The sequence below is a fragment of the Limnospira platensis NIES-39 genome (assembly GCF_026000695.1).
In the GTDB taxonomy this organism is placed as follows: Bacteria; Cyanobacteriota; Cyanobacteriia; order Cyanobacteriales; family Microcoleaceae; genus Limnospira; species Limnospira platensis.
In genome coordinates this window covers 3,824,793-3,851,321 of sequence record NZ_AP026945.1, presented here as the reverse complement: position 1 = coordinate 3,851,321, position 26,529 = coordinate 3,824,793, and the positions used below count along the sequence as shown (strand labels likewise).

Here is a 26,529-nt window from a genome sequence, read left to right as displayed (position 1 = left end):
TAGTATTATGCTTTCTGAGATTATTACTGAGAACGGACTAGACTTGGGTATCGCTACACCTGGGAATAATTATATCATCGTGTCTCAGCTTCCTCCAGGGCAAATCGCCCATTTCAGCGCTTCACCTTTCCAGAATGCGATCGCACTATTGGAAGGAGACGATTATCTCGTTAATGACAATAATGCAAAGATTATCTACGGCAACCAAGGGAATGACACCATTATTGGCGGTGACGGTAGTGATACCATCTTTGGGGGTCAAGATAATGATTTGCTAGAAGCTGGTAATGGTAACAATATCCTATTTGGCAATTTGGGTAATGACACCCTAATTGGAGGACCTGGAAACGATAGCCTGTATGGTGGCGCGGGTAATGATGTGATTATCGGAGGTCCTGGAAACAGCATTATTTCTGGTGACAAGGGATTAGACACCTTAACTGGTGGTAATGGCGCAAACCAGTTTATCCTACAATCATCGGGAGCTGACCGGGATGTAATTACTGATTTCAAATCCGGTATTGATAAGATGCGTCTTCCTACAGGTCTTACCTTTAATGATTTAGAGGTTCGAGGTGCTGGTGCTAACACGGAGATTGTCCGCAATGGTGAAGTTGTGGCAATTCTCAATGATGTGATGTCTTCTTCTATCAACAGCAATGATTTTATCACTGCTGGACAAGAAACACCGCCTCTACCTCCTATACCAATGCCACCTGCACCACTCCCCGTTGGAGATCCCCCGCCCCCACCGGGTACCACCCTTGCACAGGCTCGTGAATTGGGAATATTAACTGAAGATGGCTTTACAACTCGAGATTTTGTAGGCAGGGAAGATCCTGTCGATGATTATCGATTTACACTTCCGACTAATGGTCGCATCTCTGTTGTTCTTGGTGGTGTCACACAATCCGCAGAAGTTCAACTAATTAAAGACTTTAATAACAATGGAGAGATCAATCAAGGAGACGGTGATATTCTGACATTCTCAACAGCTTCTTCTACGAATAATACTAATATTCAACGAGCTATACAAGCAGGGACTTATTATGTTCGAGTCGTACCTAGGTCTGGTAATAATACTAACTATGACTTAGAATTAGGCTTCCTCTCTCAACCGAGTACCATCCCAGCTAATCCTGGTAATACGTTAAGAAATGCTTTAAATCTTGGGACTTTATCACCAAGGGAAACACTCAATTTCACTGAATTTGTAGGCGTGACTGATAGTAGTGATATCTATCAATTTACAGTTAACTCTAACAGTAATGTCAGGATAAATCTTGGTGGTGTCACACAATCCGCAGAAGTTCAACTAATTAAAGACTTTAATAACAATGGAGAGATCAATCAAGGAGACGGTGATATTCTGACATTCTCAACAGCTTCTTCTACGAATAATACTGATATTCAACGAGCTATACAAGCAGGGACTTATTATGTTCGAGTCGTACCTAGGTCTGGTAATAATACTAACTATAATTTAACTATCTCTATTGAATAGCTTGTAGGTTGGGTTGATACGAATAACTTTGAGATTTTGTTTTCAGTTACAGAAAATCCGATCAGAATTGGTATTGTTCCGACATTAGAGTTTTGTGGTCTAGCCGTTTGGAAATATGCTGATGATAATTTGACGCATCTCTTAACTGCATCAGGTAGTGAGTTATCTGCTAACTTGAGACTTGACAATCAAATTTTGCAATTGAAATCGACAGGTTCAGAGATGTCATCAAGACAAACTAAGCCTCCCTCTAGTTTGACTTTTCAAAATTCTGATGGCTCCATTATTACAACTTTACAAGCAGATTGGAAAATTCAGCATCCTGGTACAAGTTATGGATGGGTTACTGATAATGCAACTCTTAAAGTGATTCAAGGAAATCAAACCACTGAATTGTCTGTGTTTGCAAGTTTTGGATGTCAGTTTTTATTCTATTGAATAAAGCTCTCGAAAGATAAAGTGAACGGGTGTGCAGTTTGGGATATATGAATCTCTCATAACGGAGGCGAGAAGTAGAGTGACTGTAGTTTTAGGCACTGTTCATCCTCATCGATTATCTAATTTTGTTGTTATTCTGCTCTCCATCAAAAATTAATCTAATGAAAATACGACAATTGATTTTTCCATTACCTATTTTATCTTTGCTTTTCGGGACAATTTACACAAATGCGGGAAAGTTAGAACCAACAAGCGGAGAGTGCTTATTTTTTAGGAATGGACAGCTTGAAAAACGTCAAAGCTGCACCTATTCCGGCTATTCATGGGCTGGCGGTGGTTTCACCCAACTAGAATGGGAAGATGGTGTCAGTACCGTGATTAACTTTGGTGTACAGGGACGAGGAGAGCGTCCTTGTCCAGAAGTGGGGGTTGATGGAGTCTGTGGAGAATGGGGTTTTCGAGATGCGGCTACGTTGGCTCCACTTAGCCAGCGGACTCTCCGGCGGATGAGTAATGGAGGTCCAATGTTCCGATGTGTCAATGTCAATAATAATTCAGTCTGTTGGCGTTAAAATTTGTCAATGATGACTCGTGTTATTCATTCAGAGTAAGTTGCCATGAGAGATTATTTAAAACTACCCACAATCCTCTCGCTGATGAGCTTCAGTCTCATCTTCGTGACTCCAGCTCAGGCTCAACGGTCGGCTCCCTGTTCTAATGATAACCAAGAACAGCCATCCCAAGCTCGTCGTGAAATCACGAACCGGGAATATGGTTTGCGATTTGAGATTCCTGCTAACTACAGGACTGAACTTCGGCGTGATTCGCGGTCCCATCAACGGTTATCTATTGCGGTTCGGAACCCAACTGATGTGGAATTTATTGACTGTGCAATTCGTAACCGGATGATTGGAGCAGGACCAATTTCTGATGTCATTGTTAGTATTGAACCTCGTCCTAGACATATCCGTAATGTCCGGGATATTTTCCGGGAGGAATCGGAATCTGGTATCACGGGACGTGAAATACTAGAATCTAGTTTTACAACAATTGCTGGACAAGATGCTGTGATTTATACAGTACAAACAATTTATCCTTATCGCCATCAAGCTGCACGGCTAATTCACCCGAATGGACAATATATAATTGTTATTCGGGCTGGAAACCATGGTGAAGAGATCGATCCCATTGATTTAGAAGTCATGGACATCATTATGTCTTCATTTAGAATTGACTAATAGAAGATATTGAGATTGACGACTAGATGGGACTGACCACTAACTACTCTTTTTCAAGGTGAGGCTGATGCGATCGTTCATTTTACTAAGTAGTCTGACAACCTTGGGATTCACCCCTCTTGTGGCCGAAGCAAATCCCAACTGGATAACCGTTCGTTGCACGTTCACCAGTGGCGAGAATCGCTTGCGTGATTCTTGTGAACTCAACCAAATTGATGATGAGTCGGGTCGCCGGGTGGGGTCTCAACTGAGGTGGAGCGATGGGGTGCTGACAGGAATCGAAGTGCTGACGATTAACCGAGAACCCCGCGATCGCGTTTGGTCTCGATTTGGTTTAGCTGAAATTGATGGTGAACTTAGCGACTATAAAGTTTTTAGCGATGGTGGAGTCTGTTTTACCATTCGCCGAAACCAAAATACGATTTGCTATCGTTAGGCTTCAGTAATACAATCTCAGATTACTCTACTAAGCTGGTCATTTTCATCGATTCGAGCATCGCAAAATTGAACTTTGGAGAACTGAACAACTATGACACTTTACACCCAGCTTCAGACCCTATTGATTTTCAGTTTGATAAGTTTGGCAGGACTGGCGACGGATGCGACCGCTCAAACGCCTGAGAACCAACCCTTCGTTTACGGATGCGGTACAGGATGCCGCGTCACAGCAGTCCGCATTAGTGAAGTGGAGACAATTCGTCTCGCCGATGGTAGCGTTGCTAACACGGCTCTATTTGAAACTGAGCAAGTTCGTAACTACGGCACTCCCCAATCCTACGTTGCCTTCACCGGAACACCTCGCCATTTCGCGGTCTGCTCGACTCGCCGCGTCGGAGCCAACAGTGGAGACGACTTTATTCCCAATCCTGACTGGTGGGTACAACTCCAAGGCGATCGCGATGACTATGCGACGGTATCCGGGGGAAGCGTCCATTATTTTGACCGATTATGTCCATAAACGTCCTATGAATCCATTTAATTCCCCAGGGTTTCTTCAATGGCTGAATTGGCGATATCAATGACCGTCTCTTCATCGACTTTTAATTGAATTACATATAAGACCCCATCATACACCCAGTAAAGAATTGAAGTTCGACGAGGATGAGCAAAATAGTAACCCGTAATTCCTCGCGATAAAGGGACTTGCTTAAAATCAGCAGGAGGTCTTTGACCTCGGGTTGCTCCTAATAAACCCATCCAACAAGCATTAGAGTTGCATTGTGGATGAGTCCCTAGACTAATTCCGTAGCCATTTGCGTCTCCTTGAGCGTTCACATAAATACGTTCTCCGGGTATGGTTAAGTCTCTGGGCAAAAATATTCTGACATTAGTTTGTCGCCGGAGTTGGGGTAATAATGAGCGAATTTCTTCTATTTGAGCTAAACTTATTGAACTCATACCAATTAGAACGCCCAAATTTATCAGTATTACTATATAAAACTTCCACATCAAAGTCATGGATTTAGTCCAAGCGAATGATGTAGGTAAGAATAAGCTAATACGCGATGGAGTTTCGATAATTTTCTGAAATAAATTTCTCATAATTTCACTTGTCTAAGTTATCAAATTTTTCTACAAAAGTATTAAGAGAGAGAAGTTTCCTAAAAAAAGGATAAGGTGGACAAAATAAGTCTTTGGATTTCTAAATCAACTGCATCAACATCACCCCCTCCTAGTTGCCAAGCGCGAATGCGGATGATGTGCTGTCTATTGGGATGTAAGAGATAAGCATAGTGATTGGTTTCAGGATACCTCGATCTATTCCCTAAAAAATTTTCAACTACTAAGATTCCGTCTTGGTTTCCAATGGTTATTGGTTCTAGCACAGTTTGTGGATTATTAGAACTTGCTCTTGAGGTTACATAGGTTAGCAAATCATTTGAATCAACACTATTTGCAGGCAAATCATAAATTAAAATCTCGATATTCATAGCGACATACCGAGAGTTACCGGACCGACCCCGTTCAGCTATGCAGGCTTCAAATTCCACATCTCCTGGATTTTTAATCTCAATGATTAGCTGACTATCATGACGATTCAATGAAGCCTGATAATTTCTTGGTATCTCAAATTGCAAGGTGTACTCTTGATTGACAATTTTTCGCGTTTCTGAAGCGGGCTGTAGTTGTCTAGGGCTGCATTCATTAGCCACTACTGGAAGAGATAAAAGTGACAAGGAAAGTCCAAGACCCCCTAATCTAAAAATTTTGGGAAGCATAATATTTATCATAAATTTACAACTCAAACTCAGGGTACTGAACATTAAAGCCTCCAGTATGGATAACAATTCCATTAACCGTATAATTTTGTGGGACACTTTGACAGTTATCATAGCGATTTAAAGATTTTAAATAATTAGAGTTATCAACTGGAGTTAAATCAACTCTACGACTTGAATTTTCCAAATTAAAATTGTGGTAGCAGAGGGAGTAGGAGACCCCAGAATTGGGGTTTAAAATTTTACCGGGAACAACAAAAATATCTCGCCATCCTGATGTTTGTCCCGGCAAAACAACTAAAGAAAGTTGATGAAAAAATACATGAATTAGTTCATAGTTATTTTGGCTTAATTGAAAAAGTAGGGTATGAACCCCGCCGGAGCCAGCCGCAAATGAGCTATTGACTTTAACAAAGACTTCATTTCGTCCATCACCATTGAGGTCAAACTCTGCATAGGAGTAAGTAATTGTCGAGTGTGAACGATCAATAAACTGCTGAAATCGCTCTCGAATCGCTCTATCAAGAGATGGATTAAACTGTTCGGAGAATTCGAGGTAAGAAACTTGCCCTCTGCGAATTCCTCCAACTTCTTGAATAGCAATATCAAAAGCTGTTTCTCCAGCTAATCGATTGGTGGTATTAGCTGGTTGTGCCCATCCTAACTCCGGGTTCGTAAAAAATCCCATAAATAATCCTAAACTTAGACTAACAGAAGACTTGATAAACATGAAAGAATTTAGCATAATTAGAACCTTCACTTTTAGAAAAAATTGTTATTAGAGTAAATTTTTGTTTAAAAAACTTTACCTTACAAAAAATTATACAAAAAAAATATAAATTGCTGATTATTCAAGCTCCTAAAACTTGAACACTAAGCCGAGCAAGTTTGCTTCAAATTTTAAATTACATTCTCAAAGAATTTCCTAGTTCGCACGGAATATTAAAGGCTGATGGTTCTATTAAGCAGAGTTCTACAACTGGAGGATCAGCCCCTAAACTCACAGCCAGTAATGCAGATAATTCAGCATTTCCTTTTCGCCAAGTCACAATACAAAAGTTTCCAGCTTGATCACAGAATACCCCTCGACGATTCGGTTCAACAACCCATCTTCTGAGTGCTGCTGTCGCAGCACGGGGTTGTGCGCTGGAAAGTTCCCAGTTCAAATTTCCTAGTTGTTGACGTATCGCACGGTCGCTCATCCCCGGATTAATCCCCAAGTTGACTAAAGGACGGAAAATTTCTGCACATTGATTGAGTAGATCCTCAGCAGATGGATCAGCTTGGGAAAGTTCATGAGAGTTAATCTCGACGGGAGCTTCACTCAAGTAAAAATTTCCGGAAGTGTCACCTAAGACAACAGAAGCCCCGCGAATAATCTGACGAATCCGACCATTTTCTAGTTGTCCTTGGAAGCAAAGAGAGTTTCTTGTGGTGACTCCAATAATAACAGGACCAGATTTTCGCAGAACAAAAGTATTACTGCTGTAATCCCCATCAGGCAAATTATTTAGATTAGATGCAATCGCTGACTTGCCTATTATTCCGAATAGCAAACTTCCAGCTAAAAGCCCACTTAGATACAGGGAAAAATTTCTATCTTTTCTAATCAGAGAAGTTTGTAGCATTGTCTTATTTTTTCATGAGGACTAAATAGGCAGCTAACCGTTAGTACAATCTGACTGATGGTTTGCTCTTCCTAGTTTTGAAAGGCTTAACGACAGAATTGGCTGGAACCATAGCACTTTTGGCGACTTGTTCTCAAGAGATTAGCTTGTTCTGCATCAGCAGGAATGATGCTAGAGCTAATAATTTGAAAAGTCTCCAGACTATAGCGGTTCAAAAAATCTCGGATATGCATTCGCTCATTTTCACCTCTCGTAGTGATGGTCATTGCATCTTGAGTTATAAGCTGTTCACATAGCCATCCACTTCTTTGCTCAGAGCGATTCGGCTGAAGTTGGCAATTTTTTCCTAAAATAGCAGTTGGAACTTGCGTTCTGTTAACTGTTGAACCCACATTATAATAATGAAAACCAAAAAAGTCAGTTAAAAGTGCTGAACTACAGGCTCCAGCTTCACAATCTATAGTTGATTGAAGAATCCAATGTGCTGTGTCATCGGTATTTAAGCAAATCATTGAAAACAATCCTGAAGTATGCCAGATATTAGAATTACCAAGAATAATTTCAAAAGCTCCATCGGTCTGACATTCATAAAGACTATTGGATGTAATCAACCTCGCAATCGGCCCAATCGAACCAGCATGGGTCGTTTGTTGTAGTAGCCATATAGTCCCTACTAAAGATAGTTTTAATAAGATAATTTTTTTGAACATATTATAGTTGGCTTTCATGGCGAGTAATATCAATAATTTTGATGAAATTAGGTAATTTTATTCATTAATTAAAATTCGCAAAATCTAAATATTTAATGATTTTTATACAGAGATTCATACCTTTCTTGAGCCATTCTCGTTAAACACAAATTTTGACCAGTAGAGGCAAAGGTTCCTTCAAATTGGCAGTTGAGATTACGAAAATTGAACCAAGAACTTTGAGATCTATTTAAATTGGTTTGAGCTTCTCCTGAAAGGTTCATTGCTATTGTTAGATACATACTATTCATTGATCGTTCACTCTGTCCAAGGTTATTCGCATTTAAAGGCTTAGGTAACTGACTTTGAATATAGTGATTAAAATCGTTGGTGCGATTTTGTGTTAATAAGGTTAGGCAACTGTAAACAATCACTGGAGACATTGATCCGCCCCTTCCACCACGAGTAGCAGACGATACAAATGAACACTGATTATCTCGAAATTGAATCCAAGCTAATTGAGCTTGAACTAACTTTTGTCTGCGGTCAGCAGAAATCATAGAAGTTAATCTTTGATAGGTAGAATTAAGTTGAGCATCTGCATTTCTATATTTTTCTATAGCACAAGCACTAAGATCAGCTTGAGTATTCATTCCCTCGCAATGAGACTGCGCGTTAACTTGATGATTTGCCCCGAAAAACCCAACCAAGTAAGTCCCCGTATAAATTAAAACCCCAAATAAATAACGTTTGTTTAACATTGAATTAACCATCCTAGATTGTGACGACTTAGAATCAGTAATTATCTTGCCATTGCTTCCCTCAATCGATTTCGCCACAATGCTGTCCCATCATTATCGTAGCCCGTAACAATAACAACCCATTCTTGTGAGCCGCAACGAATATCGATCGCATAATTGTCAAGTAAACCAGACACATAGCGACCTTCCCTATTTATTCTGACATTTCTCAACCCTTCTTGTCGCATAACCCGACCGGCTTTATCCAAGCATCCATCAATACTCATTTGATGAGAGCGAAAAGACCATCTCAATGCTGGGGGTCTACCCCAGGCTGATGCGGTTGGTAGCAATAAACTAATGCTCACCGTAGTTGCCACAATGTTCTGAACTAAAGTTTTCATGATTGATAAATCCCTATAATCAAATAGATATGTCCTCGCGCCAAGTTGATAACTTGGTTATTTTTGGTTGATTGGGGTTAGAAAAATCAACCCTATATTCTGTCATCTGCTTTTCTCTCCTCCCTGCCATAAACTCTGTTACCAAAAATACTGAACTATTCTCTTTATCTTGAACAATTCTATCGATGAATCGAGCGTTAATTTCTGTGAGTTCGTTTACAGTCTCAGAAAAAGCCCAGTCCGATATCAAAAATAATATCAGAAATAGACCCCAATGATTGACAAATGGGTGGGGTGGCAGTTTTGGGAATGCTCCGCTTAGTGGGTGGGGTGTCTGAGAGGGAGAGCGATCGCTTTTCAGGTCAAGTAAAGAAAGCGGTAATTTCCCCGCCGCCTTGTCGTCAATTACTAGAAACCTTGTGCAGTTTCCGCCTCAACTTATCCTTTAAAAATTCCCCAGAACCTCGGAAAAGGGGAGGGGTGGCAAGGGCAGCCACCGGAAAAACCAGTACCTCGCCTGCACCCGCCCCCAGAGTCTACTGCTCAACCGCAACCTTTTGATTACTAGCTGCCGAGGAAACCTCCGGCGTATTTTCCTCAGAAGGGGGAACCACTTGCCAGAATTTAGGTAGGAACTCAGACCAATTAGCCAAAACCGAAGCAGCTAGGGTACTGCCAGTGCGATCGCAATGGTCTTGAATCAACCCGCGCAACTGAGCCTCACCGGCTGCCGTACAAACCCGTTGAATGCGGACAATTTCCCCATTCACACAATCGGGGAAAGACCCACCCGGATCCAGGAAATAAGCAATACCGCCAGTCATTCCCGCCCCGACGTTACGGCCAACCTTACCGAGAACCACAACCACCCCACCAGTCATATACTCGCAGCAATGGTCGCCAGCCCCTTCAATAACCGCCCGTCCCATAGAGTTACGCACAGCGAAGCGCTCACCCGCTTGTCCCCGTGCGAACAGAGTGCCCCCGGTAGCTCCATACAGACAAGTATTGCCAATAATCACATTTTCAAAAGCCGCCAGAGTCGAGTCATCACTGGGCTTAATAATCAACTCGCCGCCGTGCATACCCTTACCGACATAATCATTAGCCTCCCCATGGAGAGTCAAAATCATACCAGGTAGATTAAACGCGCCAAAACTCTGACCAGCCGACCCCTTAAAACTCAGGGCAATTTCTCCAGAGAACCCACTATTGCCGTACATAGAAGCAATTTTCCCAGCAATGCGAGCCCCCACAGTGCGATCGGTATTGACAATATCCAAAGTTTTGGCAACCTTGGACTGATGGGAAATAGCATTAGAGATTTCCTGATCCGCCAAAATGCTGTCGTCTAACACCGCACCATTGCTGTGTACAGGTTCATGATGCAACCAATCATTACCCGGAGCCACCGGCTGCTGCATCAACACCCCCAAATCCAATCCCTTAGTTTTGGCCAGAGGTACATCACGCATCCTCAGCAGGTCCGATCGCCCCATCAAATCAGTCAGGGAACGATAACCCAACCTCGCCAACAGCGATCGCACCTCCTCGGCGACAAAATGGAAGAAATTCACCACATGGTCAGGAGTTCCTGGGAAGCGTTTCCGCAAATCCTCCCGCTGAGTTGTCACCCCCACCGGACAGCCATTAGTGTGACAAATCCGAGCCATAATGCAGCCTTCGGAAATCATGGCGATAGTCCCAAAGCCGAACTCTTCCGCCCCCATGAGCGCCCCCATCACCACATCCCAGCCGGACTTCAGGCCCCCATCAACCCGCAGGCGGACGCGATCGCGCAATTTATTTTCCATCAGAACCCGATGCACCTCGGTCAAACCCAACTCCCAGGGGGCTCCGGCGTGTTTAATCGAAGACAAAGGCGAGGCTCCCGTCCCCCCATCATGACCAGAAATCTGGATATAGTCAGCATTCGCCTTAGCCACCCCAGCCGCAATCGTCCCAATCCCAATTTCCGCCACCAGTTTCACCGACACCTGAGCCCCCGGATTAATCTGATGCAAGTCAAAAATCAACTGTGCCAAATCCTCAATGGAGTAGATATCATGATGAGGCGGCGGCGAGATCAGGGTGACACCGGGTTTCGACCGTCGCAACATAGCGATATAGGGGCTCACCTTCTTACCCGGCAACTGTCCCCCCTCACCGGGTTTCGCCCCTTGAGCCACCTTAATCTCAATAGACTGAGCATTCATCAGATACTCTGGTGTCACCCCAAAGCGACCCGAAGCCACCTGTTTAATCGCCGAAGAACAACTATCCCCATTTTGCAGCCCTCGCAGATAAGGGCGACTGGGGGAGATACCATCATCAGCCACATCATCCAAAGGCTTAAACCGGGTCGGGTCTTCCCCACCTTCCCCAGAATTAGACTTACCCCCCAAACGGTTCATAGCGATCGCCAAAGTTTCGTGAGCCTCAGGCGACAGCGCCCCCAAAGACATCCCCCCGGTACAGAAACGCGACACAATATCCGTAATGGGTTCCACCTCATCAATGGAGATAGGAGAGCGATCGCTTTGGAAATCCAGCAAATCTCGCAGCGCCGCCACCGGGCGCTCTTGCAGGTAAGCCTGGTAAGTGCTGTAATGGTCTGCCCCCTCACCGCGTACCGCCTGATGGAGCAACTTCGCCAATTCCGGGCTATTGCCGTGATATTCTCCCCGTTTAAAATAATTAACAAAGCCGTAGTTTTCCAGCTTTTTGCCTTGCATTTCCGGGAAAGCCTTAGCGTGAAACTGGCCCACCTCCATCGCCAACTCCGCCACAGTCAACCCTCCAATCCGAGAAGTCGTCCCCTTAAAGCCCAAATTCAACAGGTCTTCCCCGATACCGATCGCCTCAAAAATTTGGGCTCCTTGGTAAGAAGACAGTAGAGAAATCCCCATTTTCGAGAGAATCTTTAACAGTCCCCCTTCCACCGCCGCGCGATAATTTTCCTGAGCCTGAACCATCGTCAAGGGTGGCATTTTCCCTTTTTCCATCTGTATCTGAGTTTTGGGTTCCGACCACCACTGTCGCACCGTCGCCAAAGCCAAATAGGGGCAGATAGCAGACGCACCATAGCCGATTAAACAGGCAAAATGATGTGTACTCCAGCATTGGGCAGTATCCACCACCAACGAGCATTTCAGGCGGTCTCCCGACTCAATCAGATAGTGATGGACAGCCCCCACAGCCAACAGAGGCGGAATATAGGTATTTTCCCCATTCAAAGGCGATTGGCTCTCCGAGTGGCGATCGCTGAGAATCAAGATTTTCGCCCCCTGAGCCACAGCGGCGATCGCTTTTTCGCACAGAGCCTCCACCGCCAACCGCAACCCGTCCGGTCCCGTCGCCACCGGATACAGAGTAGACAGACCCACCGCCTTTAAACCAGAGTCCGCCAGTTTTTGCAGTTCCGCCTCATTCAGGACTGGGGATGATATTTTTAGCATCCGCGCATCTTCCGGTTTCGGGTCCAGCAGGTTCCCCCGTTCTCCCAAGCGCATTTCTAGGGACATCACAATCCGCTCCCGTAGCGGGTCAATAGGCGGGTTAGTCACCTGAGCAAAGCGCTGTTTAAAATAGTCATATAGCAGGTGAGGTTGTTCCGAAATCACCGCCAGCGGAATATCATCTCCCATGCAGAAAGTCGGTTCTTTCCCCAAACTCGCCATATCCGCAATCACCATTTCCACATCTTCCGAACCGTAACCAAAGGCTTTTTGGATAGCCAGGTCAGGAAGAGGAGGATTTTCCGTGCCCACAAAAGGTTGCCGCTCCAAATCCTGGCGGTATTTTCGCAGCCATTCCCCATAGTTGCATTTCCCCGCCACTTTCCGTTTAATATCCCAGTTTTTCAGGATTTCCGACTCCTCCAAGTTCACCGCGATCATTTGTCCCGGTCCCAGGCGACCTTTTTCGATAATTTCCGACTCCTCAACTTGTACTACTCCCGCTTCCGAGCCCACAATAATCAAACCCCCTTTGGTGATGCAATAACGCGCCGGTCTGAGTCCATTGCGGTCTAAGCACGCCCCCACCTGTTTACCATCGCTAAACACCAGCAAAGCCGGACCATCCCAGGCTTCTTGTACTCCGCTGTGAAATTCGTAGAAGTCCGTAATTTCTGGATAGTCTTTCAGCAGCGGCTGATTTTGATAGGCTTCTGGAACCATAATCATCAACGACTCAGAAGGTTCCCGCCCCGTCCGCACCAGCAGTTCCATCACGTTATCGAGGTTAGCCGAATCGCTGTTATTGGCATCCACAAAAGGTTTCAGATCCCAAAGGCGATCGCCCCAAACCGGATGAGAGAGGATACCTTCCCGCGCCCGCATCCAGTTAATGTTACCCAGAAGCGTGTTAATTTCCCCGTTATGCCCCAGTAACCGCATCGGTTGAGCGAGGGGCCAGCGTGGCATAGTATTAGTGCTGAAGCGCCTATGATACACCGCAAATTGACTTTCATAGTCAGGATTTTGTAAATCACGGTAAAACTCACCCAACACCGCCGAGCGCACCATACCCTTATAAACGATAGTCCGACAGGACCAGGAACAAATGTAGATATCTTGTCCCCAGACCAAGCCCTCTTTTTCTAGGGCTACCCCACACTGGCGGCGTGCCAGATATAATTGACGTTCTAGGTCATCTCCCACCAGACCTGTTTTTGAGCTAACAATAAGCTGTTCAATGCAGGGTTGGTTAGCTGCTGCCATCGGTCCGAGGACTTCCGGGCGCACCGGAACCACTCGCCAACCTATCAGGTTCAGATTTTCCGACTCCAGAACTTTGGCGATCGTATCGCGGGCTAACTGTTGTTTACCGTCCGCTTCCGCAACCTCCTGATTGGGGGAACCATTCCCTGAAGAACCCGCCTGGGGTAGAAATATCATTCCTACTCCATAGTCACCCTCTGGACTCACCGCATATCCTTCCGCTTGCAGTATTTTCCAGGGAATAGTAGTCATCACTCCGGCTCCGTCCCCAGAGTCGTAATCGGCACTACATCCTCCCCTGTGTTCCAGACAGCCTAGGGCTTTTAAGGCTTTCTCAATTATGCTATGGTTGGCTTTTCCGTTTAGGTCTGCAATGAACCCAACGCCACAAGCATCTCTTTCTTCCACCAGCCACCGAGGACCCGCGTAGGGTGTACCCAGGCTATTTCCCTGGTTAGATAACCGGCGAACTTTCAGGGTAGGGGGTTGATGGGGGTTGAAATTGGTTTCTTTTCTATCCATGTCTCGATCAATGGGTTTTGCTAGGGAAATTGCTGTCTGGTGTCCGTTGTCCGTGAAATGCCCTTAGGTATTATTATGTAGCCAAGATTCGTAGGGTGCGTCACATCCGACCGGCTACGAGAAACACCAACCAAAAGCGTTATTGTGACGCACTCCGTGTTGATTTACTCCGAAATTTTCGCATCGAGGGGCGGGTTCTTACGCGCGACTCTATTTCCACGCCCATTGTTTGTGAACCCGCCTGTACCCTATTCCAAGCTATAGCTCATAATTACCTAGGATACACGCGATTTTTGGTCTTGACTCCCAAAAGTTTAAATCTGATTACATTTTGATTTCATGTTTAACTCATCCCGATTTTCTGTAAATTTGGCTGCTTTTTTCTGGTTGTTGTCCTCTCCCGCCCTTAGCACTCCCACTGGGGGGGTCGGCGGGGGTGTGGCATTAGCGGCGGGGTATACCATTGTATCAAAACCTATTCAATCAGGAACCGAGATTGCCATCAACGGAAAACATTTGCCAGTTAATTGGCTAGAGTGGCAAGATTCTCGCATACCAGACCGCCTTGCTATTGGTATTAGCGATTTGGGCTTAATGCACTCCATGGGAGTCGAACTCCTTGATACCGATAACCACCAACAACAGCCCATTAGTTGGTTTGCATTTTCCCATAACGTGCCTACACAATATCAATCTGGCTACCGATACCTAGAGATTAGCGAACTGGCAGCCAGGGAAAATTGGCAAATTCAGATCCAGGGAAACCGTCTCGAAATTGTCACCCCCCCTAGCACTATTGAATCAGTACAAGCCGATTTCATAGCAGACAATCTCTGTGTTCCCGTGGCGGGTGCTTGTAGGGGCGGGTGCAACATATCCCACGGGAAAAATCAGCCAACTCCCCACACCCGCCCCTCGGATCCGGTGTTGAGCGGGGCTGATTTCGGCATCCCCCCTTACACAGTCGCCCTAGCTTCTTTGGGGGAAACGACTGGTGACAGAACCGACGGACGGGTTCAAGAATTATCCGACCTCCCCACTACAACACTCGTCAACCCCCCAGGACGCAACTCGGAAAATTTCTGCCGCCGTTTTGTGGTCAGACTCAACAACCCAGCCAATTGGCAAACTCCCAGTATCATTGGGCGCAGCATATCTCCCCAAAACCTCGATATATCTGATCTTCCCCCCCCTCTGCAAGAGTTACTTAAACCCCCGTCGCCACAGCCTGAACCAGAACCTGAGCCCACAGAGGAAACCAACTTAGAAGATGAAGGGGATAGGCAACCTTTACCCACACCACCCCGGGAACTACCGCCTTTGGTATGGTGGTCAATTCCCTTGGAGGCTACATCGCCTCACCTCTCCAATAGTAGCGGCTCGCGCCAGCTACCCGGTTCTGTAATTTTACCTGGTAATAATATCGAATCTCTCACCCCCTCCGAGAGTTCATCAGATCTCTGGACAAATTTAATGGGGTTATGGGTAGATTCCCAGAACCAGCAAACTCGCCTGATTTTCAGCACTCCCACCGGGTGGCAACCTGTGGTAACATCTAGCGCTGTTCTACCAGAAATCAACATCGAAATTCGCCCCGATTTTTGGCGCGATCGCAATATAGTTTGGGCTGAGGGACTGCGTTGGCAACAAAAATATGTCGATATTAATACCCACCAAAGGTCATCTGCACTCCCTCCCTTGGCCTCTTCTACTGGCTCCGAGGCGGCGCTCTTCCCAGTGGTTTGGTTAGAGATAGACTTAAATAACCCGGGGATTTCCCTACAACCGATTCTCAGCCGAGAAGGATCTCGCTCCGGTGTCAGCCCCTTGGTTAATATTGCTAGTCGTACCAGAGCCGCCGCCGCCATTAATGGCGGATTTTTCAATCGCAATAATCAATATCCCCTGGGAGTCATCAGACACCAAAATCGCTGGCTCTCTGGCCCAATTCTTAACCGGGGGGCGATCGCTTGGACAGACCAAAACCAATTTTTTATCGATCGCCTCGAACTTTCACAAACCTTGTTAACAGACCTTGGTGAACCTATCCCCCTCGGTCGCCTCAACAGTGCCTTTATTCAACGGGGACTCTCTCGCTATACTTCTGACTGGGGAAACACCTATAGCCCTTTTACTCCCAGAGAAATTGCTATCACTGTGCAAGGGGAAACCCTTATTAGTCACCAAGTTCTCGACTCGATTAACTTTTCAGCCGTCCCTATTCCCGACGATGGCCATTTACTAATTCTGCGAAATGAACCCGAAATAGCTTTAGCCCTCGGCCTAGATCAAACCCAGTGTATCGGGTTGGTTTGTCCCCCTAGCACCCAGACAGAACACCAACCCCGACCGGTGCAACTCGTCTATGAAACTAATCCGCCCGATTTTACTGAATATCCCCATATTCTGGGGGCTGGTCCTCTGTTACTCCGGCGCAACGAAGTAGTCCTAGATGCTATAGCCGAAAACTTTAGTGATGCTTTTAATACTCAAAGAGCTATCCGCAGTGCCGTCGGTCTGAAAACTAACACCGGAGGGCGATCGCCCAGCGACTCCCCAGGAGTATCGCTTTTATTCGTCGTAGTCCATCCTCGTCTGGCTGGTCCCGGACCCTCTCTGGCTGAATTATCACTCATAATGAAACAGTTGGGGGCTACTGATGCTCTCAATTTGGACGGTGGTAGTTCCACGGGTCTCTATTTGGGTGGGTATCTACTCGATCGCCCTCCTCAAACCGCCGCCCCTATTCACAATGCCCTGGGTGTGTTCTTATCCCCTTAGAAATTCAGACTTGTATGTAAAGCTATAAGTAACGACAGTAAAGTTTTGATAAAATTTGGTCGAAATCAGGGCATTCTGGTCTCCCAACAGTGACATCTTGCCTCATAAATTTGCTATGGTGATTGGTAGTCTGCGTGCGTCACAGCCCCTAGTTGGCTGGTTTGACCGAAAGCATATCGTTATGACGCACCACTAGCTCAATGTAAAGGATCGAATCTCGATCACCTCAAACCCTGAGCTATTCCCAGATTTCTCCTATTTTTTCAAGGACAGATTGTTATGGTAGCCATCAAAGAAAATCCTCAAGTTGCACCTCCACTCCCCAACACAATTCCCCAATTACCATCGCCAACTGAGTTACGGCCTTGGGGTTCTTTTACAGTATTAGAAGAAGGACCCGGCTACAAAATTAAACGCATTGAGGTAAACCCAGGCCATCGCCTTAGCTTACAAATGCACCATCATCGCAGTGAACACTGGATTGTGGTTTCCGGTACTGCTAGAGTTACCTGTGGCGATCATGAAGAGGTACTGTTTTCTAATCAGTCTACTTATGTGCCTCAATGTACCACCCACCGCCTAGAAAATCCCGGCGTGATACCTCTGGTTTTGATTGAGGTTCAGAATGGGGAGTATTTAGGGGAAGATGACATTGTTCGTTTTCAGGATGACTACTCTCGCGGTCGCTAACCTTAAAATTCGGCTTCCTATGAGTTGAGACGGCTTTGATTAGCTTGACTTGTGCAATTGCCGACCCTAGCTGTATAATTACGGCTTGACCAAAAATACAGGGTGCTTATGGTCGAGCCTCAGCGATCGGTTATGTGTTATATGTGTTAAATATGATTCATCTGACCCAATCTGCCACTAATGAAGTTCTACGACAACAGTCTAGGAAGAATGACTCCAACCTATTGTTTAGACTAGGAGTGAAGTCTGGGGGGTGTTGTGAGTGGGTTTATACCTTCGGTTGGGAACCAGAAGCCACAGCCAATGATGGGGTTTATCAGTGTGGTTCGATTAGGATAGTGATTGATAGCGAAATAGCTCCCTACCTGGCGGGACTAACCCTAGATTATTCAGAGGATCTAATGGGGGGAGGCTTCCGGTTCGATAATCCCAATGCAGCCAAGACCTGTAGCTGTGGTCACTCTTTTGTGTTCAAGTCCTGATATGAGAGGGTTGCGTCCCATTCGCTTCCGTATTTTCAAAAAAAGTTTGCCAAAAGCAGTTAGATCGTTTAAAATAAAGTTTTGGGTATCAGAATCTAACTTATAGATAGAAAGGAAAATCCCATCCCCAAATCGGGGAGGGCTATTTCAGTGGAGATACCGTAACCCCTAAAATTGCCGAATTCATAGATTATGTCGTAACTCATGCCCACTATACAGCAACTAATTCGTTCTGCACGAGAAAAGACTGATAAAAAAACCAAGTCTCCAGCCCTGAAAAGTTGTCCGCAACGTCGAGGCGTTTGTACTCGTGTTTATACTACAACACCTAAAAAACCGAATTCAGCACTTCGCAAAGTAGCAAGGGTGCGCTTGACTTCAGGATTTGAAGTTACAGCATATATACCGGGTATTGGTCATAACTTACAAGAACACTCCGTAGTAATGATTCGAGGCGGTCGGGTGAAAGACTTACCAGGCGTTCGATATCACATTATTCGTGGGACTTTGGATACAGCCGGGGTCAAAGATCGTCGTAATGGTCGTTCCAAATATGGAGCGAAACGCCCGAAGGCTTAGGATCGGAGTATGAATTAACCCAAATTTTGGCAGCCTAATTTTAGGGGCGGGTCTGGTTGACATGGGTTATTGTAAGTATTGCTGGCCCGGCATAAACTTGAGATTGTGTTGAGGAAAAATTAGTATGTCTCGTCGTAGAGTTGTTCAAAAACGTCCGGTTCCTCCTGATTCTAGGTATAACAGTCGCTTAGTGAGTATGATGGTGCGCCGCATCATGAGACACGGAAAAAAATCTGTGGCTCACAACATTGTTTATGATGCTTTGGCTACTATTGAGGAACGGACGGGATCTGATCCGCTAGAACTGTTTGAAAAAGCGGTTAGAAACGCGACTCCTTTGGTAGAGGTTAAGGCTCGCCGGGTGGGAGGAGCGACGTATCAAGTTCCGATGGAAGTGCGTTCCGAACGGGGAACGACCTTAGCTTTACGCTGGTTGATTCACTTTTCGAGGACTCGTTCAGGGCGATCGATGGCTAGTAGACTAGCATCAGAACTGATGGATGCAGCCAATGAAACCGGGAGTGCAGTTCGGAAGCGGGAAGAAACGCACCGGATGGCAGAAGCCAACAAAGCCTTCGCCCATTATCGGTATTAGAATATTGGATTAGCAGTCAGTTCCAGAAACGTATAAAATCTTAATAAAGGTTTAAAAAGGAGGTAGCTGTGGCACGTACCATCCCGCTTGAGAGAGTACGTAATATCGGCATCGCAGCCCATATCGATGCGGGCAAAACAACCACTACGGAGAGAATCTTATTCTATTCGGGTGTGGTTCACAAAATGGGCGAGGTTCATGAAGGAACTGCTGTAACGGACTGGATGGCTCAAGAGCGGGAGCGTGGTATTACCATCACGGCTGCCGCCATTAGTACCAGTTGGCTAGATCATCGCATTAATATCATTGATACTCCTGGTCACGTTGACTTCACCATTGAAGTAGAACGGTCTATGCGGGTTCTTGATGGGGTGATTGCAGTTTTTTGTTCTGTCGGTGGCGTACAGCCTCAGTCAGAAACGGTTTGGCGGCAGGCTGAACGTTATCAGGTTCCCCGAATTGCATTCATTAACAAAATGGATCGCACCGGAGCGGACTTTTTTAAGGTCTATGGTCAAATCCGCGATCGCTTGCGAGCTAATGCAGTACCAATCCAGGTTCCTGTTGGTCGTGAGAGTGACTTTCACGGCTTGGTAGATATAGTCGCGATGAAGACTTATCTGTACACCAATGACCTGGGAACTGATATCCAAATCAGTGATGAGATTCCAGAGGAAGTCCAAGATTTGGTAGCCGAGTATCGGGAAAAACTCCTAGAAGCTGTAGCCGAAACGGATGAGGCTTTGATGGAGAAATATCTCGAGTATTTGGAAGGTGGGGACGCTCTCACGGAAGAAGAAGTTCGTCATAGCTTACGTCAGGGAACAATTAAAGGCTTAATTGTGCCGGTAATTTGTGGTTCTTCTTTCAAAAACCGAGGTGTTCAAAGGCTTCTGGATGCTGTGGTAGACTATCTTCCGGCACCTACAGAAGTTCCTCCGATCAAAGGGATACTACCGGACGGTGAAGAGGCAGTTCGCCACGCGGATGATGATGTAGCGCTATCAGCTTTAGCGTTCAAAGTGATGGCTGATCCTTATGGACGTTTGACTTTTGTGCGGGTCTATTCGGGTGTTCTCCAGAAAGGAAGTTACATCTACAATGCTACTAAGAACAAGAAAGAGCGGATTTCTCGCTTGATCGTTCTCAAGTCTGATGAACGCATTGAGGTCGAAGAACTCCGAGCCGGGGACTTGGGAGCTGCTTTGGGTCTCAAGGATACCCTGACTGGGGATACAATCTGTGATGAGGCGAACCCGATTATCCTGGAGTCGTTATATATCCCAGAGCCTGTGATTTCGGTGGCGGTGGAACCCAAAACCAAACAGGATATGGAGAAACTCTCCAAGGCTTTGCAATCGTTATCTGAGGAAGATCCGACTTTCCGGGTATCAATTGACTCGGAGACTAACCAAACGGTAATTGCTGGGATGGGTGAACTACACCTGGAAATTCTGGTAGACCGGATGTTACGAGAGTTTAAGGTGGAAGCTAACATTGGTGCCCCCCAGGTGGCTTACCGTGAAACGATCCGTAAGTCAGTTCGCACGGAAGGAAAGTTCATCCGTCAGAGTGGTGGTAAGGGTCAGTATGGCCACGTTGTGATTGAATTGGAACCGGGTGAGCCGGGCAGTGGATTTGAATTTGTCTCCAAAGTTGTTGGGGGTTCTGTTCCCAGGGAATATATCAATCCGGCGGAACAGGGAATGAAGGAAGCCTGCGAGTCCGGTGTGATTGCTGGTTATCCCCTCATCGATGTCAAAGCCACTCTGGTGGATGGTTCCTACCATGACGTTGATTCCTCGGAAATGGCCTTTAAGATTGCTGGTTCCATGGCGATCAAAAATGGTGTCACCAAGGCTTCACCGGTGCTGTTGGAGCCGATGATGAAAGTTGAGGTGGAAGTTCCCGATGATTTCATTGGGAATGTCATCGGGGATCTCAACTCCCGCCGTGGTCAGATTGAGGGTCAGGAAACTGATCAGAGTCAGGGAATTGCCAAGGTAGTGGCTAAGGTTCCTCTGGCGACGATGTTTGGCTATGCGACGGATATCCGCTCGAAAACTCAAGGCCGGGGGGTCTTCTCGATGGAGTTTAGCCATTATGAAGAGGTGCCTCGGAGTGTGGCAGAAACTATCATTGCCAAGAGCAAAGGTAACTAGAGATTAGGATGTAGGCGGTGTTAGCGTGAATTTTGATCGCGGCGATCGCACTCAAACTCCTATCTCAAACTTGATCACTGATTACTAGAAGAACAAACGAAACAATAATATGGCACGCGCAAAATTTGAACGGAACAAACCTCACGTTAACATTGGTACTATCGGTCACGTTGACCACGGAAAAACAACGCTGACTGCTGCTATTACCATGACATTGGCTGCGTCTGGTGGGGCTAAAGCTCGTAAGTATGATGATATTGATGCTGCTCCTGAAGAAAAGCAGCGGGGTATTACCATCAATACGGCTCACGTTGAGTATGAAACTGCACAACGCCACTATGCTCACGTTGACTGTCCGGGACACGCTGACTATGTGAAAAATATGATCACTGGTGCAGCCCAAATGGATGGTGCGATTCTGGTGGTTTCGGCGGCTGATGGTCCCATGCCTCAAACCCGTGAACATATCCTGCTGGCGAAACAGGTAGGGGTTCCTAGTATCGTGGTTTTCCTGAACAAAGCCGATATGGTAGATGATGAGGAACTGCTGGAACTGGTAGAATTGGAAGTTCGCGAACTTCTGAGTTCCTATGATTTCCCCGGTGATGATATCCCCATTGTTTCTGGTTCTGCTTTGAAAGCATTGGACTTTTTGACAGAAAACCCGAAAACTGCTCGCGGTGAAAATGACTGGGTTGACAAAATTCATGCTCTGATGGATGAGGTGGATGCTTATATCCCCACTCCTGAGCGCGCTATCGATAAGCCTTTCTTGATGGCTGTGGAAGATGTTTTCTCGATTACTGGCCGGGGTACGGTGTCTACAGGCCGGATCGAACGGGGTAAAGTCAAGGTTGGTGAAACTGTTGAACTGATTGGAATTAAGGATACCCGCACCACTACTGTAACTGGGGCGGAAATGTTCCAGAAAACTCTTGAGGAAGGGATGGCGGGAGATAACGTCGGTCTACTCCTGCGGGGTATTCAGAAAAATGATGTTCAACGGGGTATGGTAATTGCTAAACCCGGATCAATTACTCCCCACACTAAGTTTGAGGCGGAAGTTTATATCCTGAAAAAAGAAGAAGGCGGACGGCACACTCCTTTCTTTAAAGGTTATCGTCCTCAGTTCTATGTACGGACTACCGATGTAACCGGGACTATTGATGAGTTTACTGCTGATGATGGCAGCACTCCTGAAATGATTATCCCTGGCGACCGGATTAATATGACTGTGCAACTGATCTGCCCGATCGCTATTGAGCAAGGGATGCGTTTCGCTATCCGTGAGGGTGGCCGTACTGTTGGTGCGGGTGTAGTTGCTAAGATTCTGGCTTAGAACTAGAATCCGATCGCTAGATTCTGAACTGATCAATTGAGTGGCAGGAAAGTGATCCGAGTTGAGGACACTTTTCTGCTCCCTCTCCTCTTGCTTATTCAATTCAACTGAACCTCGAAAACTCAACAATTAGACAATGGCTACCATTCAGCAGCAAAAAATTCGCATCCGTCTTAAAGCCTTCGATCGCCGCTTACTGGATACCTCCTGCGAGAAGATCGTCGATACGGCTAACCGCACCGGAGCTACAGCCCTCGGTCCGATTCCTTTACCGACTAAACGACGCATTTACTGTGTCCTACGTTCTCCCCACGTTGATAAGGATTCACGAGAACATTTTGAAACCCGGACTCACCGCCGCATTATTGATATTTATCAACCCTCCTCAAAAACCATTGATGCTCTCATGAAACTAGATTTACCTGCGGGTGTCGATATTGAGGTGAAATTGTAGGGGCACTAGGGGCGATCGCTCTTTAATATATGGGGTGATCAAAACAGGGGTCGTCCGAAATCAGCTAAAGTATAAAGAAAGAAGCGCACACTGTACTAAGGGACAATGGCATCATCTTCCTCTCTTGCTGTTCGAGAACTTCCCCTGTTTCCTCTACCGGAAGTGGTTCTGTTTCCACATAGGCCGCTACCTTTACATATTTTCGAGTTCCGTTATCGAATTATGATGAACACTATCCTAGAGGGCGATCGTCGCTTTGGGGTGTTGATGTTCGATCCTACTCAAGGACAAGTGGCTTCGGTGGGCTGCTGTGCTGAGGTGATTCAGTATCAGCGTTTACCCGATGATCGCATGAAAATTGTGACCTTGGGACAACAACGATTTCGGGTCCTTGAAGCTGTCCGGGAAAAGCCTTATCTGGTTGGTTTGGTGGAATGGATCGAAGATGAGCCACCAACGGCTGATCTGAGACCTTTGGCTCAGGATGTGGCTAATTTACTGCGAGATGTGGTTCATCTTTCCAGTAAGTTAATGGATCAGCCGATCGAATTACCGGATGATATTCCTGATTTACCCACAGAGTTATCCTACTGGGTTGCTAGTAACCTCTATGGGGTGGCATCGGAACAACAGATGCTCTTAGAAATGCAGGATACTGTAGCTCGTTTGGAAAGGGAAGCTGAAATTCTGACTTCAACTCGCAATCATTTAGCTGCTAGAACTGTGTTAAAGGATGCCCTAAATTAGGGGAGTAGTTGACAGACCAAGCCCGCCTCATGAGACAAGGCAGCCCTTGTCTCTAGGGCACGGCGGGAGGATTTTTCCTTAACGGTCTCCCCTTGGGTTTGTTTGTGCATCTCAAATGTTGAAAAAAAAATCAACCCCCTCGCGCCCGGCCTCACCGGGAAAGGGGGCTTGACTTACTGGGTGAGTTGGGGTACTATATTTATATAATGGAAATCTGTGCTTTTAAAATATTTTAGTCATGCCTCCCATTATCAGGGATTACCTCCCAGCTTACCATGATTTCCCGCGACCTGTCAACCCCTCCACGGGCGGCGCGATTAAATTTTGTTGAAAAAAAAATCAACCCCCTCGCGCCCGGCCTCACCGGGCAAGGGGGGCTTGACTTACTGGGGAAGTTGGGGTACTATATTTATATAATGGAAATCTGTGCTTTTAAAATATTTTAGTCATGCCTCCCATTATCAGGGATTACCTCCCAGCTTACCATGATTTCCCGCGACCTGTCAACCCCTCCACGGGCGGCGCGATTAAATTTTTTTTTTGAAGAAAAAATCAACATGGGGATTGTGGTTGATGGTTAAGAATGCTATAACTGCCAAAAATTTTGAGAGTTTCGGTGTGAGTTTTGAGTTCTTGCAAAGCCTCGCGCACTGATTGATGATCGGTGTTAGCCTCAATATCAATAAAGAACAAATAATCACCAAGCGATCGCTTAGTAGGACGGGACTCAATGCGACTTAGATTAATATTGCGTTGGGCAAAAATCTGTAATGGTTTGACCAAAGCCCCAGGAACATTAGCGGGAACACTAAAAGCTAAGGAAGTATAATTCCCCCCAGGCCAAGGCTGTAAACTCACGACCCAAAATCGGGTGCAATTGTCAGGATAATCATTAATTGGATGAGCTAAAATAGGTAACTGGTAAAGTTCAGCAGCGCGTCCAGATGCGATCGCAGCGGTAGTAGTGTCCTGCAAATATTGGAGTGCTTCTGTAGTGGAATTAGTAGGGATAGCCTGAACATTAGGGAGAAATTTTTCGAGCCATCCCTGACACTGAGCCAAGGCTTGGGGGTGTGAGTAGACAGTTTTAATCTCTGCTAATTCCTGAGCGTTAGATAGTAAAGCGTGGGAAATAGGTAAAACCAGGCCCTGTTGAATCCGAATTAGATCTAGCTTCCAGATAGCATCAAGGGTAATAGTAACACTACCCTCAATAGAATTTTCGACGGGGACAACTCCCAGAGTGACATCACCGTTAGCGACGGCTTGTAGAGTTTGGGTGATACTAGGATAAGGACAAAGTAAAGGCTTATGTCCTGTAGTTTGGGTTAAATAATCGGCATAAACCAGAGTCGCCGCCTCAGCATAAGTACCTGGGGGGCCCAAATGAGCAATAGAGACAGTCATTTTAACCACTAATCAATTAAATTTAGGTTGCTATGGTGTGAGGTTTGGGGGAACTGAAACAGGGGTCCAACCGGGTCTATTTAGTTGAACTTGGCTGACTTAGGACAAGTAGGGTAGGGATAAATGCACTCTCAGGAATTGAGCTTGTTGTAATTCTTTACAAGATTCTCATGAATATGACCGTTATGATGGAAAAACTGAACGCCAAAACCCCAATCTAAGAATAATCTAAGACTACTTGAGGACTTGGGGTGATGTCAGTCACATTAAAAAAAGTTAAGTTTTGTTAATGTAGGTTAACAACTGTTGATTTATACGGTCTCCTATGCTTAATAGATTTACAGCTTCCCAATCGTTGGAAATTGCGGTAGGTGAGCAAACGATTCCGATCCAGCACTATTTGCGTCAGCCTCGACGTTTGGTGAACGCCTTAGTTGATCCAAATAGGTTAGAGAGGTTGGAGGCGGACTGCTTTCGGTTAAAAATGCGTCCTCTGTCATTTATGACCATGACCATTCAACCGACAGTAGATATGAAAGTATCAGCTTTGGCCAATGGAACTGTAAGGTTGCGATCGCAGGGTTGTGAAATTCGGGGTATTGAATACATTAACCAGAGGTTTTCGCTGAACTTATATGGTAGATTAGCGCCGTATAAAATCAATGGTATCACCTATCTAAGGGGTCAAGCGGATCTTGAGGTACAGGTGGAAGTCCCCTACCCGTTGTCGCTAACTCCTCAACCGATTATTGAAGCCACTGGAAACGGTTTGCTTAAAAGCGTTTTATTAACCATAAAACAGCGATTAATGCACAATTTACTATCAGATTATCAGCGATGGACTTGTGAGGTTGCCGATCAAGGAATGGCTACACAACCCAATAGTCAAGTTATAGTAGGGGCGGGTTCCGCAGTCAGTGATGATTCCCAGCAGCCAACTTACTAAACCCGCCCCCAGTGCTTATTGGTGGGGGGTTTCCCCAGTCGGTGATGATTCCCACAGCCAACTTCCGATCGCCCGCCCCCAGTGCTTATTGGTGGGGGGTTTCCCCAGTCGGTGATGATTCCCACAGCGAACCTACTGAACCCGCCCCCAGTGCTTATTGGTGGGGGGTTTCCCCAGTCGGTGATGATTCCCACAGCGAACCTACTGAACCCGCCCCCAGTGCTTATTGGTAGGGGGTTTC

At 45.9% G+C, this 26,529-nt stretch carries 27 protein-coding genes; 18 read left to right on the top strand and 9 right to left on the bottom strand.

Annotated features, from left to right (window positions below; genetic code table 11):
• Positions 1–7: 7 nt before the first annotated feature.
• The 6 genes from N39L_RS18845 to N39L_RS18820 all read left to right on the top strand — a co-directional run bounded on the left by N39L_RS18845 (position 8) and on the right by N39L_RS18820 (position 4,138).
• The gene (locus N39L_RS18845) at positions 8–1,504 is read left to right on the top strand and encodes a pre-peptidase C-terminal domain-containing protein (protein ID WP_014276049.1); all 1,497 of its coding nucleotides are present in this window, start codon (positions 8–10) and stop codon (positions 1,502–1,504) included.
• Between the two features lie 36 nt (positions 1,505–1,540).
• On the top strand, positions 1,541–1,942 hold the full coding sequence (locus tag N39L_RS18840; RefSeq protein ID WP_014276048.1) for a hypothetical protein: 402 nt from the start codon (positions 1,541–1,543) through the stop codon (positions 1,940–1,942).
• Positions 1,943–2,103: 161 nt separating this feature from the next.
• Positions 2,104–2,514 (top strand): hypothetical protein, encoded by a 411-nt coding sequence (locus N39L_RS18835; RefSeq protein ID WP_014276047.1) that lies wholly within the window; start codon positions 2,104–2,106, stop codon positions 2,512–2,514.
• Between the two features lie 45 nt (positions 2,515–2,559).
• Positions 2,560–3,180, top strand: a complete 621-nt coding sequence (locus tag N39L_RS18830) for a hypothetical protein (RefSeq protein WP_014276046.1) — start codon at positions 2,560–2,562, stop codon at positions 3,178–3,180.
• 67 nt (positions 3,181–3,247) lie between these two features.
• On the top strand, positions 3,248–3,616 hold the full coding sequence (locus tag N39L_RS18825) for a hypothetical protein (protein ID WP_199318233.1): 369 nt from the start codon (positions 3,248–3,250) through the stop codon (positions 3,614–3,616).
• A gap of 93 nt (positions 3,617–3,709) precedes the next feature.
• Positions 3,710–4,138 carry a hypothetical protein gene (locus N39L_RS18820; RefSeq protein ID WP_043468407.1) on the top strand — a complete coding sequence of 143 codons (429 nt, stop codon included), beginning with the start codon at positions 3,710–3,712 and terminating at the stop codon, positions 4,136–4,138.
• 17 nt (positions 4,139–4,155) lie between these two features.
• On the opposite strand, the gene N39L_RS18815 is transcribed toward N39L_RS18820, so the two are convergent.
• From N39L_RS18815 to N39L_RS18785, 7 genes are all read right to left on the bottom strand, one after another.
• Entirely contained in the window at positions 4,156–4,722 is a 567-nt protein-coding gene (locus tag N39L_RS18815; protein ID WP_148261862.1) for a hypothetical protein, read from the bottom strand.
• 59 nt (positions 4,723–4,781) lie between these two features.
• Positions 4,782–5,399, bottom strand: coding sequence for a hypothetical protein (locus N39L_RS18810; RefSeq protein ID WP_148261861.1), 618 nt, complete (start codon positions 5,397–5,399; stop codon positions 4,782–4,784).
• Between the two features lie 16 nt (positions 5,400–5,415).
• On the bottom strand, positions 5,416–6,144 hold the full coding sequence (locus N39L_RS18805) for a hypothetical protein (protein WP_148261860.1): 729 nt from the start codon (positions 6,142–6,144) through the stop codon (positions 5,416–5,418).
• A gap of 160 nt (positions 6,145–6,304) precedes the next feature.
• Positions 6,305–7,027, bottom strand: coding sequence for a hypothetical protein (locus N39L_RS18800; RefSeq protein WP_014276041.1), 723 nt, complete (start codon positions 7,025–7,027; stop codon positions 6,305–6,307).
• Between the two features lie 86 nt (positions 7,028–7,113).
• Positions 7,114–7,755, bottom strand: coding sequence for a hypothetical protein (locus tag N39L_RS18795; RefSeq protein ID WP_014276040.1), 642 nt, complete (start codon positions 7,753–7,755; stop codon positions 7,114–7,116).
• Positions 7,756–7,829: 74 nt separating this feature from the next.
• The gene (locus N39L_RS18790; RefSeq protein ID WP_014276039.1) at positions 7,830–8,477 is read right to left on the bottom strand and encodes a lysozyme inhibitor LprI family protein; all 648 of its coding nucleotides are present in this window, start codon (positions 8,475–8,477) and stop codon (positions 7,830–7,832) included.
• A 41-nt stretch (positions 8,478–8,518) separates the two neighbouring features.
• Positions 8,519–8,860 (bottom strand): hypothetical protein, encoded by a 342-nt coding sequence (locus N39L_RS18785; protein ID WP_014276038.1) that lies wholly within the window; start codon positions 8,858–8,860, stop codon positions 8,519–8,521.
• 285 nt (positions 8,861–9,145) lie between these two features.
• On the opposite strand from N39L_RS18785, the gene N39L_RS18780 reads away from it, so the two are divergent.
• Complete coding sequence (locus N39L_RS18780; protein WP_014276036.1) at positions 9,146–9,421, top strand: hypothetical protein; 276 nt, start codon at positions 9,146–9,148, stop codon at positions 9,419–9,421.
• On the opposite strand, the gene gltB is transcribed toward N39L_RS18780, so the two are convergent.
• Positions 9,397–14,106 (bottom strand): glutamate synthase large subunit, encoded by a 4,710-nt coding sequence (gene gltB / locus N39L_RS18775; RefSeq protein WP_014276035.1) that lies wholly within the window; start codon positions 14,104–14,106, stop codon positions 9,397–9,399. The genes N39L_RS18780 and gltB overlap by 25 nt on opposite strands.
• A gap of 339 nt (positions 14,107–14,445) precedes the next feature.
• Between gltB and N39L_RS18770 the strand changes: the two genes are divergently transcribed.
• From N39L_RS18770 to N39L_RS18730, 9 genes are all read left to right on the top strand, one after another.
• On the top strand, positions 14,446–16,887 hold the full coding sequence (locus N39L_RS18770; RefSeq protein ID WP_006619089.1) for a phosphodiester glycosidase family protein: 2,442 nt from the start codon (positions 14,446–14,448) through the stop codon (positions 16,885–16,887).
• 279 nt (positions 16,888–17,166) lie between these two features.
• Positions 17,167–17,577: a phosphomannose isomerase type II C-terminal cupin domain gene (locus N39L_RS18765; RefSeq protein WP_014276032.1), complete on the top strand. Its 411-nt coding sequence runs from the start codon at positions 17,167–17,169 to the stop codon at positions 17,575–17,577.
• 152 nt (positions 17,578–17,729) lie between these two features.
• The gene (locus N39L_RS18760) at positions 17,730–18,059 is read left to right on the top strand and encodes a HesB/IscA family protein (protein ID WP_006619091.1); all 330 of its coding nucleotides are present in this window, start codon (positions 17,730–17,732) and stop codon (positions 18,057–18,059) included.
• A gap of 204 nt (positions 18,060–18,263) precedes the next feature.
• Positions 18,264–18,638, top strand: coding sequence for a 30S ribosomal protein S12 (gene rpsL, locus N39L_RS18755; protein ID WP_006619092.1), 375 nt, complete (start codon positions 18,264–18,266; stop codon positions 18,636–18,638).
• A 124-nt stretch (positions 18,639–18,762) separates the two neighbouring features.
• Positions 18,763–19,233 (top strand): 30S ribosomal protein S7, encoded by a 471-nt coding sequence (gene rpsG / locus N39L_RS18750; protein ID WP_006623904.1) that lies wholly within the window; start codon positions 18,763–18,765, stop codon positions 19,231–19,233.
• Positions 19,234–19,301: 68 nt separating this feature from the next.
• The gene (gene fusA / locus N39L_RS18745; protein ID WP_014276030.1) at positions 19,302–21,395 is read left to right on the top strand and encodes an elongation factor G; all 2,094 of its coding nucleotides are present in this window, start codon (positions 19,302–19,304) and stop codon (positions 21,393–21,395) included.
• Positions 21,396–21,504: 109 nt separating this feature from the next.
• A complete protein-coding gene (tuf, locus tag N39L_RS18740; RefSeq protein ID WP_006619095.1) occupies positions 21,505–22,734 on the top strand; it encodes an elongation factor Tu in 1,230 nt (409 codons plus the stop codon).
• A gap of 136 nt (positions 22,735–22,870) precedes the next feature.
• Positions 22,871–23,188: a 30S ribosomal protein S10 gene (gene rpsJ, locus N39L_RS18735; RefSeq protein ID WP_006619096.1), complete on the top strand. Its 318-nt coding sequence runs from the start codon at positions 22,871–22,873 to the stop codon at positions 23,186–23,188.
• Positions 23,189–23,293: 105 nt separating this feature from the next.
• Positions 23,294–23,935: an LON peptidase substrate-binding domain-containing protein gene (locus tag N39L_RS18730; protein ID WP_006619097.1), complete on the top strand. Its 642-nt coding sequence runs from the start codon at positions 23,294–23,296 to the stop codon at positions 23,933–23,935.
• A gap of 552 nt (positions 23,936–24,487) precedes the next feature.
• Here N39L_RS18730 and pheA read toward each other — a convergent pair.
• A complete protein-coding gene (pheA, locus tag N39L_RS18725) occupies positions 24,488–25,342 on the bottom strand; it encodes a prephenate dehydratase (RefSeq protein WP_006619098.1) in 855 nt (284 codons plus the stop codon).
• Positions 25,343–25,667: 325 nt separating this feature from the next.
• Here pheA and N39L_RS18720 point away from each other — a divergent pair, with 325 nt between their 5' ends.
• Both N39L_RS18720 and N39L_RS18715 read left to right on the top strand, forming a co-directional pair.
• A complete protein-coding gene (locus tag N39L_RS18720) occupies positions 25,668–26,288 on the top strand; it encodes a DUF1997 domain-containing protein (protein ID WP_014276029.1) in 621 nt (206 codons plus the stop codon).
• Between the two features lie 44 nt (positions 26,289–26,332).
• Positions 26,333–26,521: a hypothetical protein gene (locus N39L_RS18715; RefSeq protein WP_035735631.1), complete on the top strand. Its 189-nt coding sequence runs from the start codon at positions 26,333–26,335 to the stop codon at positions 26,519–26,521.
• Positions 26,522–26,529 lie beyond the last annotated feature (8 nt).

Coding starts and splice junctions, on each gene's coding strand:
- N39L_RS18715 (WP_035735631.1), top strand. CDS start 26,333: ATGATTCCCACAGCCAACTTCCGATCGCCCGCCCCCAGTGCTTATTGG.
- gltB (WP_014276035.1), bottom strand. CDS start 14,106: ATGGATAGAAAAGAAACCAATTTCAACCCCCATCAACCCCCTACCCTG.
- N39L_RS18800 (WP_014276041.1), bottom strand. CDS start 7,027: ATGCTACAAACTTCTCTGATTAGAAAAGATAGAAATTTTTCCCTGTAT.
- N39L_RS18835 (WP_014276047.1), top strand. CDS start 2,104: ATGAAAATACGACAATTGATTTTTCCATTACCTATTTTATCTTTGCTT.
- rpsG (WP_006623904.1), top strand. CDS start 18,763: ATGTCTCGTCGTAGAGTTGTTCAAAAACGTCCGGTTCCTCCTGATTCT.
- N39L_RS18825 (WP_199318233.1), top strand. CDS start 3,248: ATGCGATCGTTCATTTTACTAAGTAGTCTGACAACCTTGGGATTCACC.
- N39L_RS18720 (WP_014276029.1), top strand. CDS start 25,668: ATGCTTAATAGATTTACAGCTTCCCAATCGTTGGAAATTGCGGTAGGT.
- N39L_RS18830 (WP_014276046.1), top strand. CDS start 2,560: ATGAGAGATTATTTAAAACTACCCACAATCCTCTCGCTGATGAGCTTC.
- N39L_RS18730 (WP_006619097.1), top strand. CDS start 23,294: ATGGCATCATCTTCCTCTCTTGCTGTTCGAGAACTTCCCCTGTTTCCT.
- N39L_RS18760 (WP_006619091.1), top strand. CDS start 17,730: ATGATTCATCTGACCCAATCTGCCACTAATGAAGTTCTACGACAACAG.
- pheA (WP_006619098.1), bottom strand. CDS start 25,342: ATGACTGTCTCTATTGCTCATTTGGGCCCCCCAGGTACTTATGCTGAG.
- N39L_RS18815 (WP_148261862.1), bottom strand. CDS start 4,722: ATGAGAAATTTATTTCAGAAAATTATCGAAACTCCATCGCGTATTAGC.
- N39L_RS18770 (WP_006619089.1), top strand. CDS start 14,446: ATGTTTAACTCATCCCGATTTTCTGTAAATTTGGCTGCTTTTTTCTGG.
- N39L_RS18795 (WP_014276040.1), bottom strand. CDS start 7,755: ATGAAAGCCAACTATAATATGTTCAAAAAAATTATCTTATTAAAACTA.
- N39L_RS18785 (WP_014276038.1), bottom strand. CDS start 8,860: ATGAAAACTTTAGTTCAGAACATTGTGGCAACTACGGTGAGCATTAGT.
- N39L_RS18820 (WP_043468407.1), top strand. CDS start 3,710: ATGACACTTTACACCCAGCTTCAGACCCTATTGATTTTCAGTTTGATA.
- N39L_RS18765 (WP_014276032.1), top strand. CDS start 17,167: ATGGTAGCCATCAAAGAAAATCCTCAAGTTGCACCTCCACTCCCCAAC.
- rpsL (WP_006619092.1), top strand. CDS start 18,264: ATGCCCACTATACAGCAACTAATTCGTTCTGCACGAGAAAAGACTGAT.
- N39L_RS18790 (WP_014276039.1), bottom strand. CDS start 8,477: ATGTTAAACAAACGTTATTTATTTGGGGTTTTAATTTATACGGGGACT.
- N39L_RS18780 (WP_014276036.1), top strand. CDS start 9,146: ATGGGTGGGGTGGCAGTTTTGGGAATGCTCCGCTTAGTGGGTGGGGTG.
- N39L_RS18845 (WP_014276049.1), top strand. CDS start 8: ATGCTTTCTGAGATTATTACTGAGAACGGACTAGACTTGGGTATCGCT.
- N39L_RS18805 (WP_148261860.1), bottom strand. CDS start 6,144: ATGCTAAATTCTTTCATGTTTATCAAGTCTTCTGTTAGTCTAAGTTTA.
- N39L_RS18810 (WP_148261861.1), bottom strand. CDS start 5,399: ATGCTTCCCAAAATTTTTAGATTAGGGGGTCTTGGACTTTCCTTGTCA.
- rpsJ (WP_006619096.1), top strand. CDS start 22,871: ATGGCTACCATTCAGCAGCAAAAAATTCGCATCCGTCTTAAAGCCTTC.
- tuf (WP_006619095.1), top strand. CDS start 21,505: ATGGCACGCGCAAAATTTGAACGGAACAAACCTCACGTTAACATTGGT.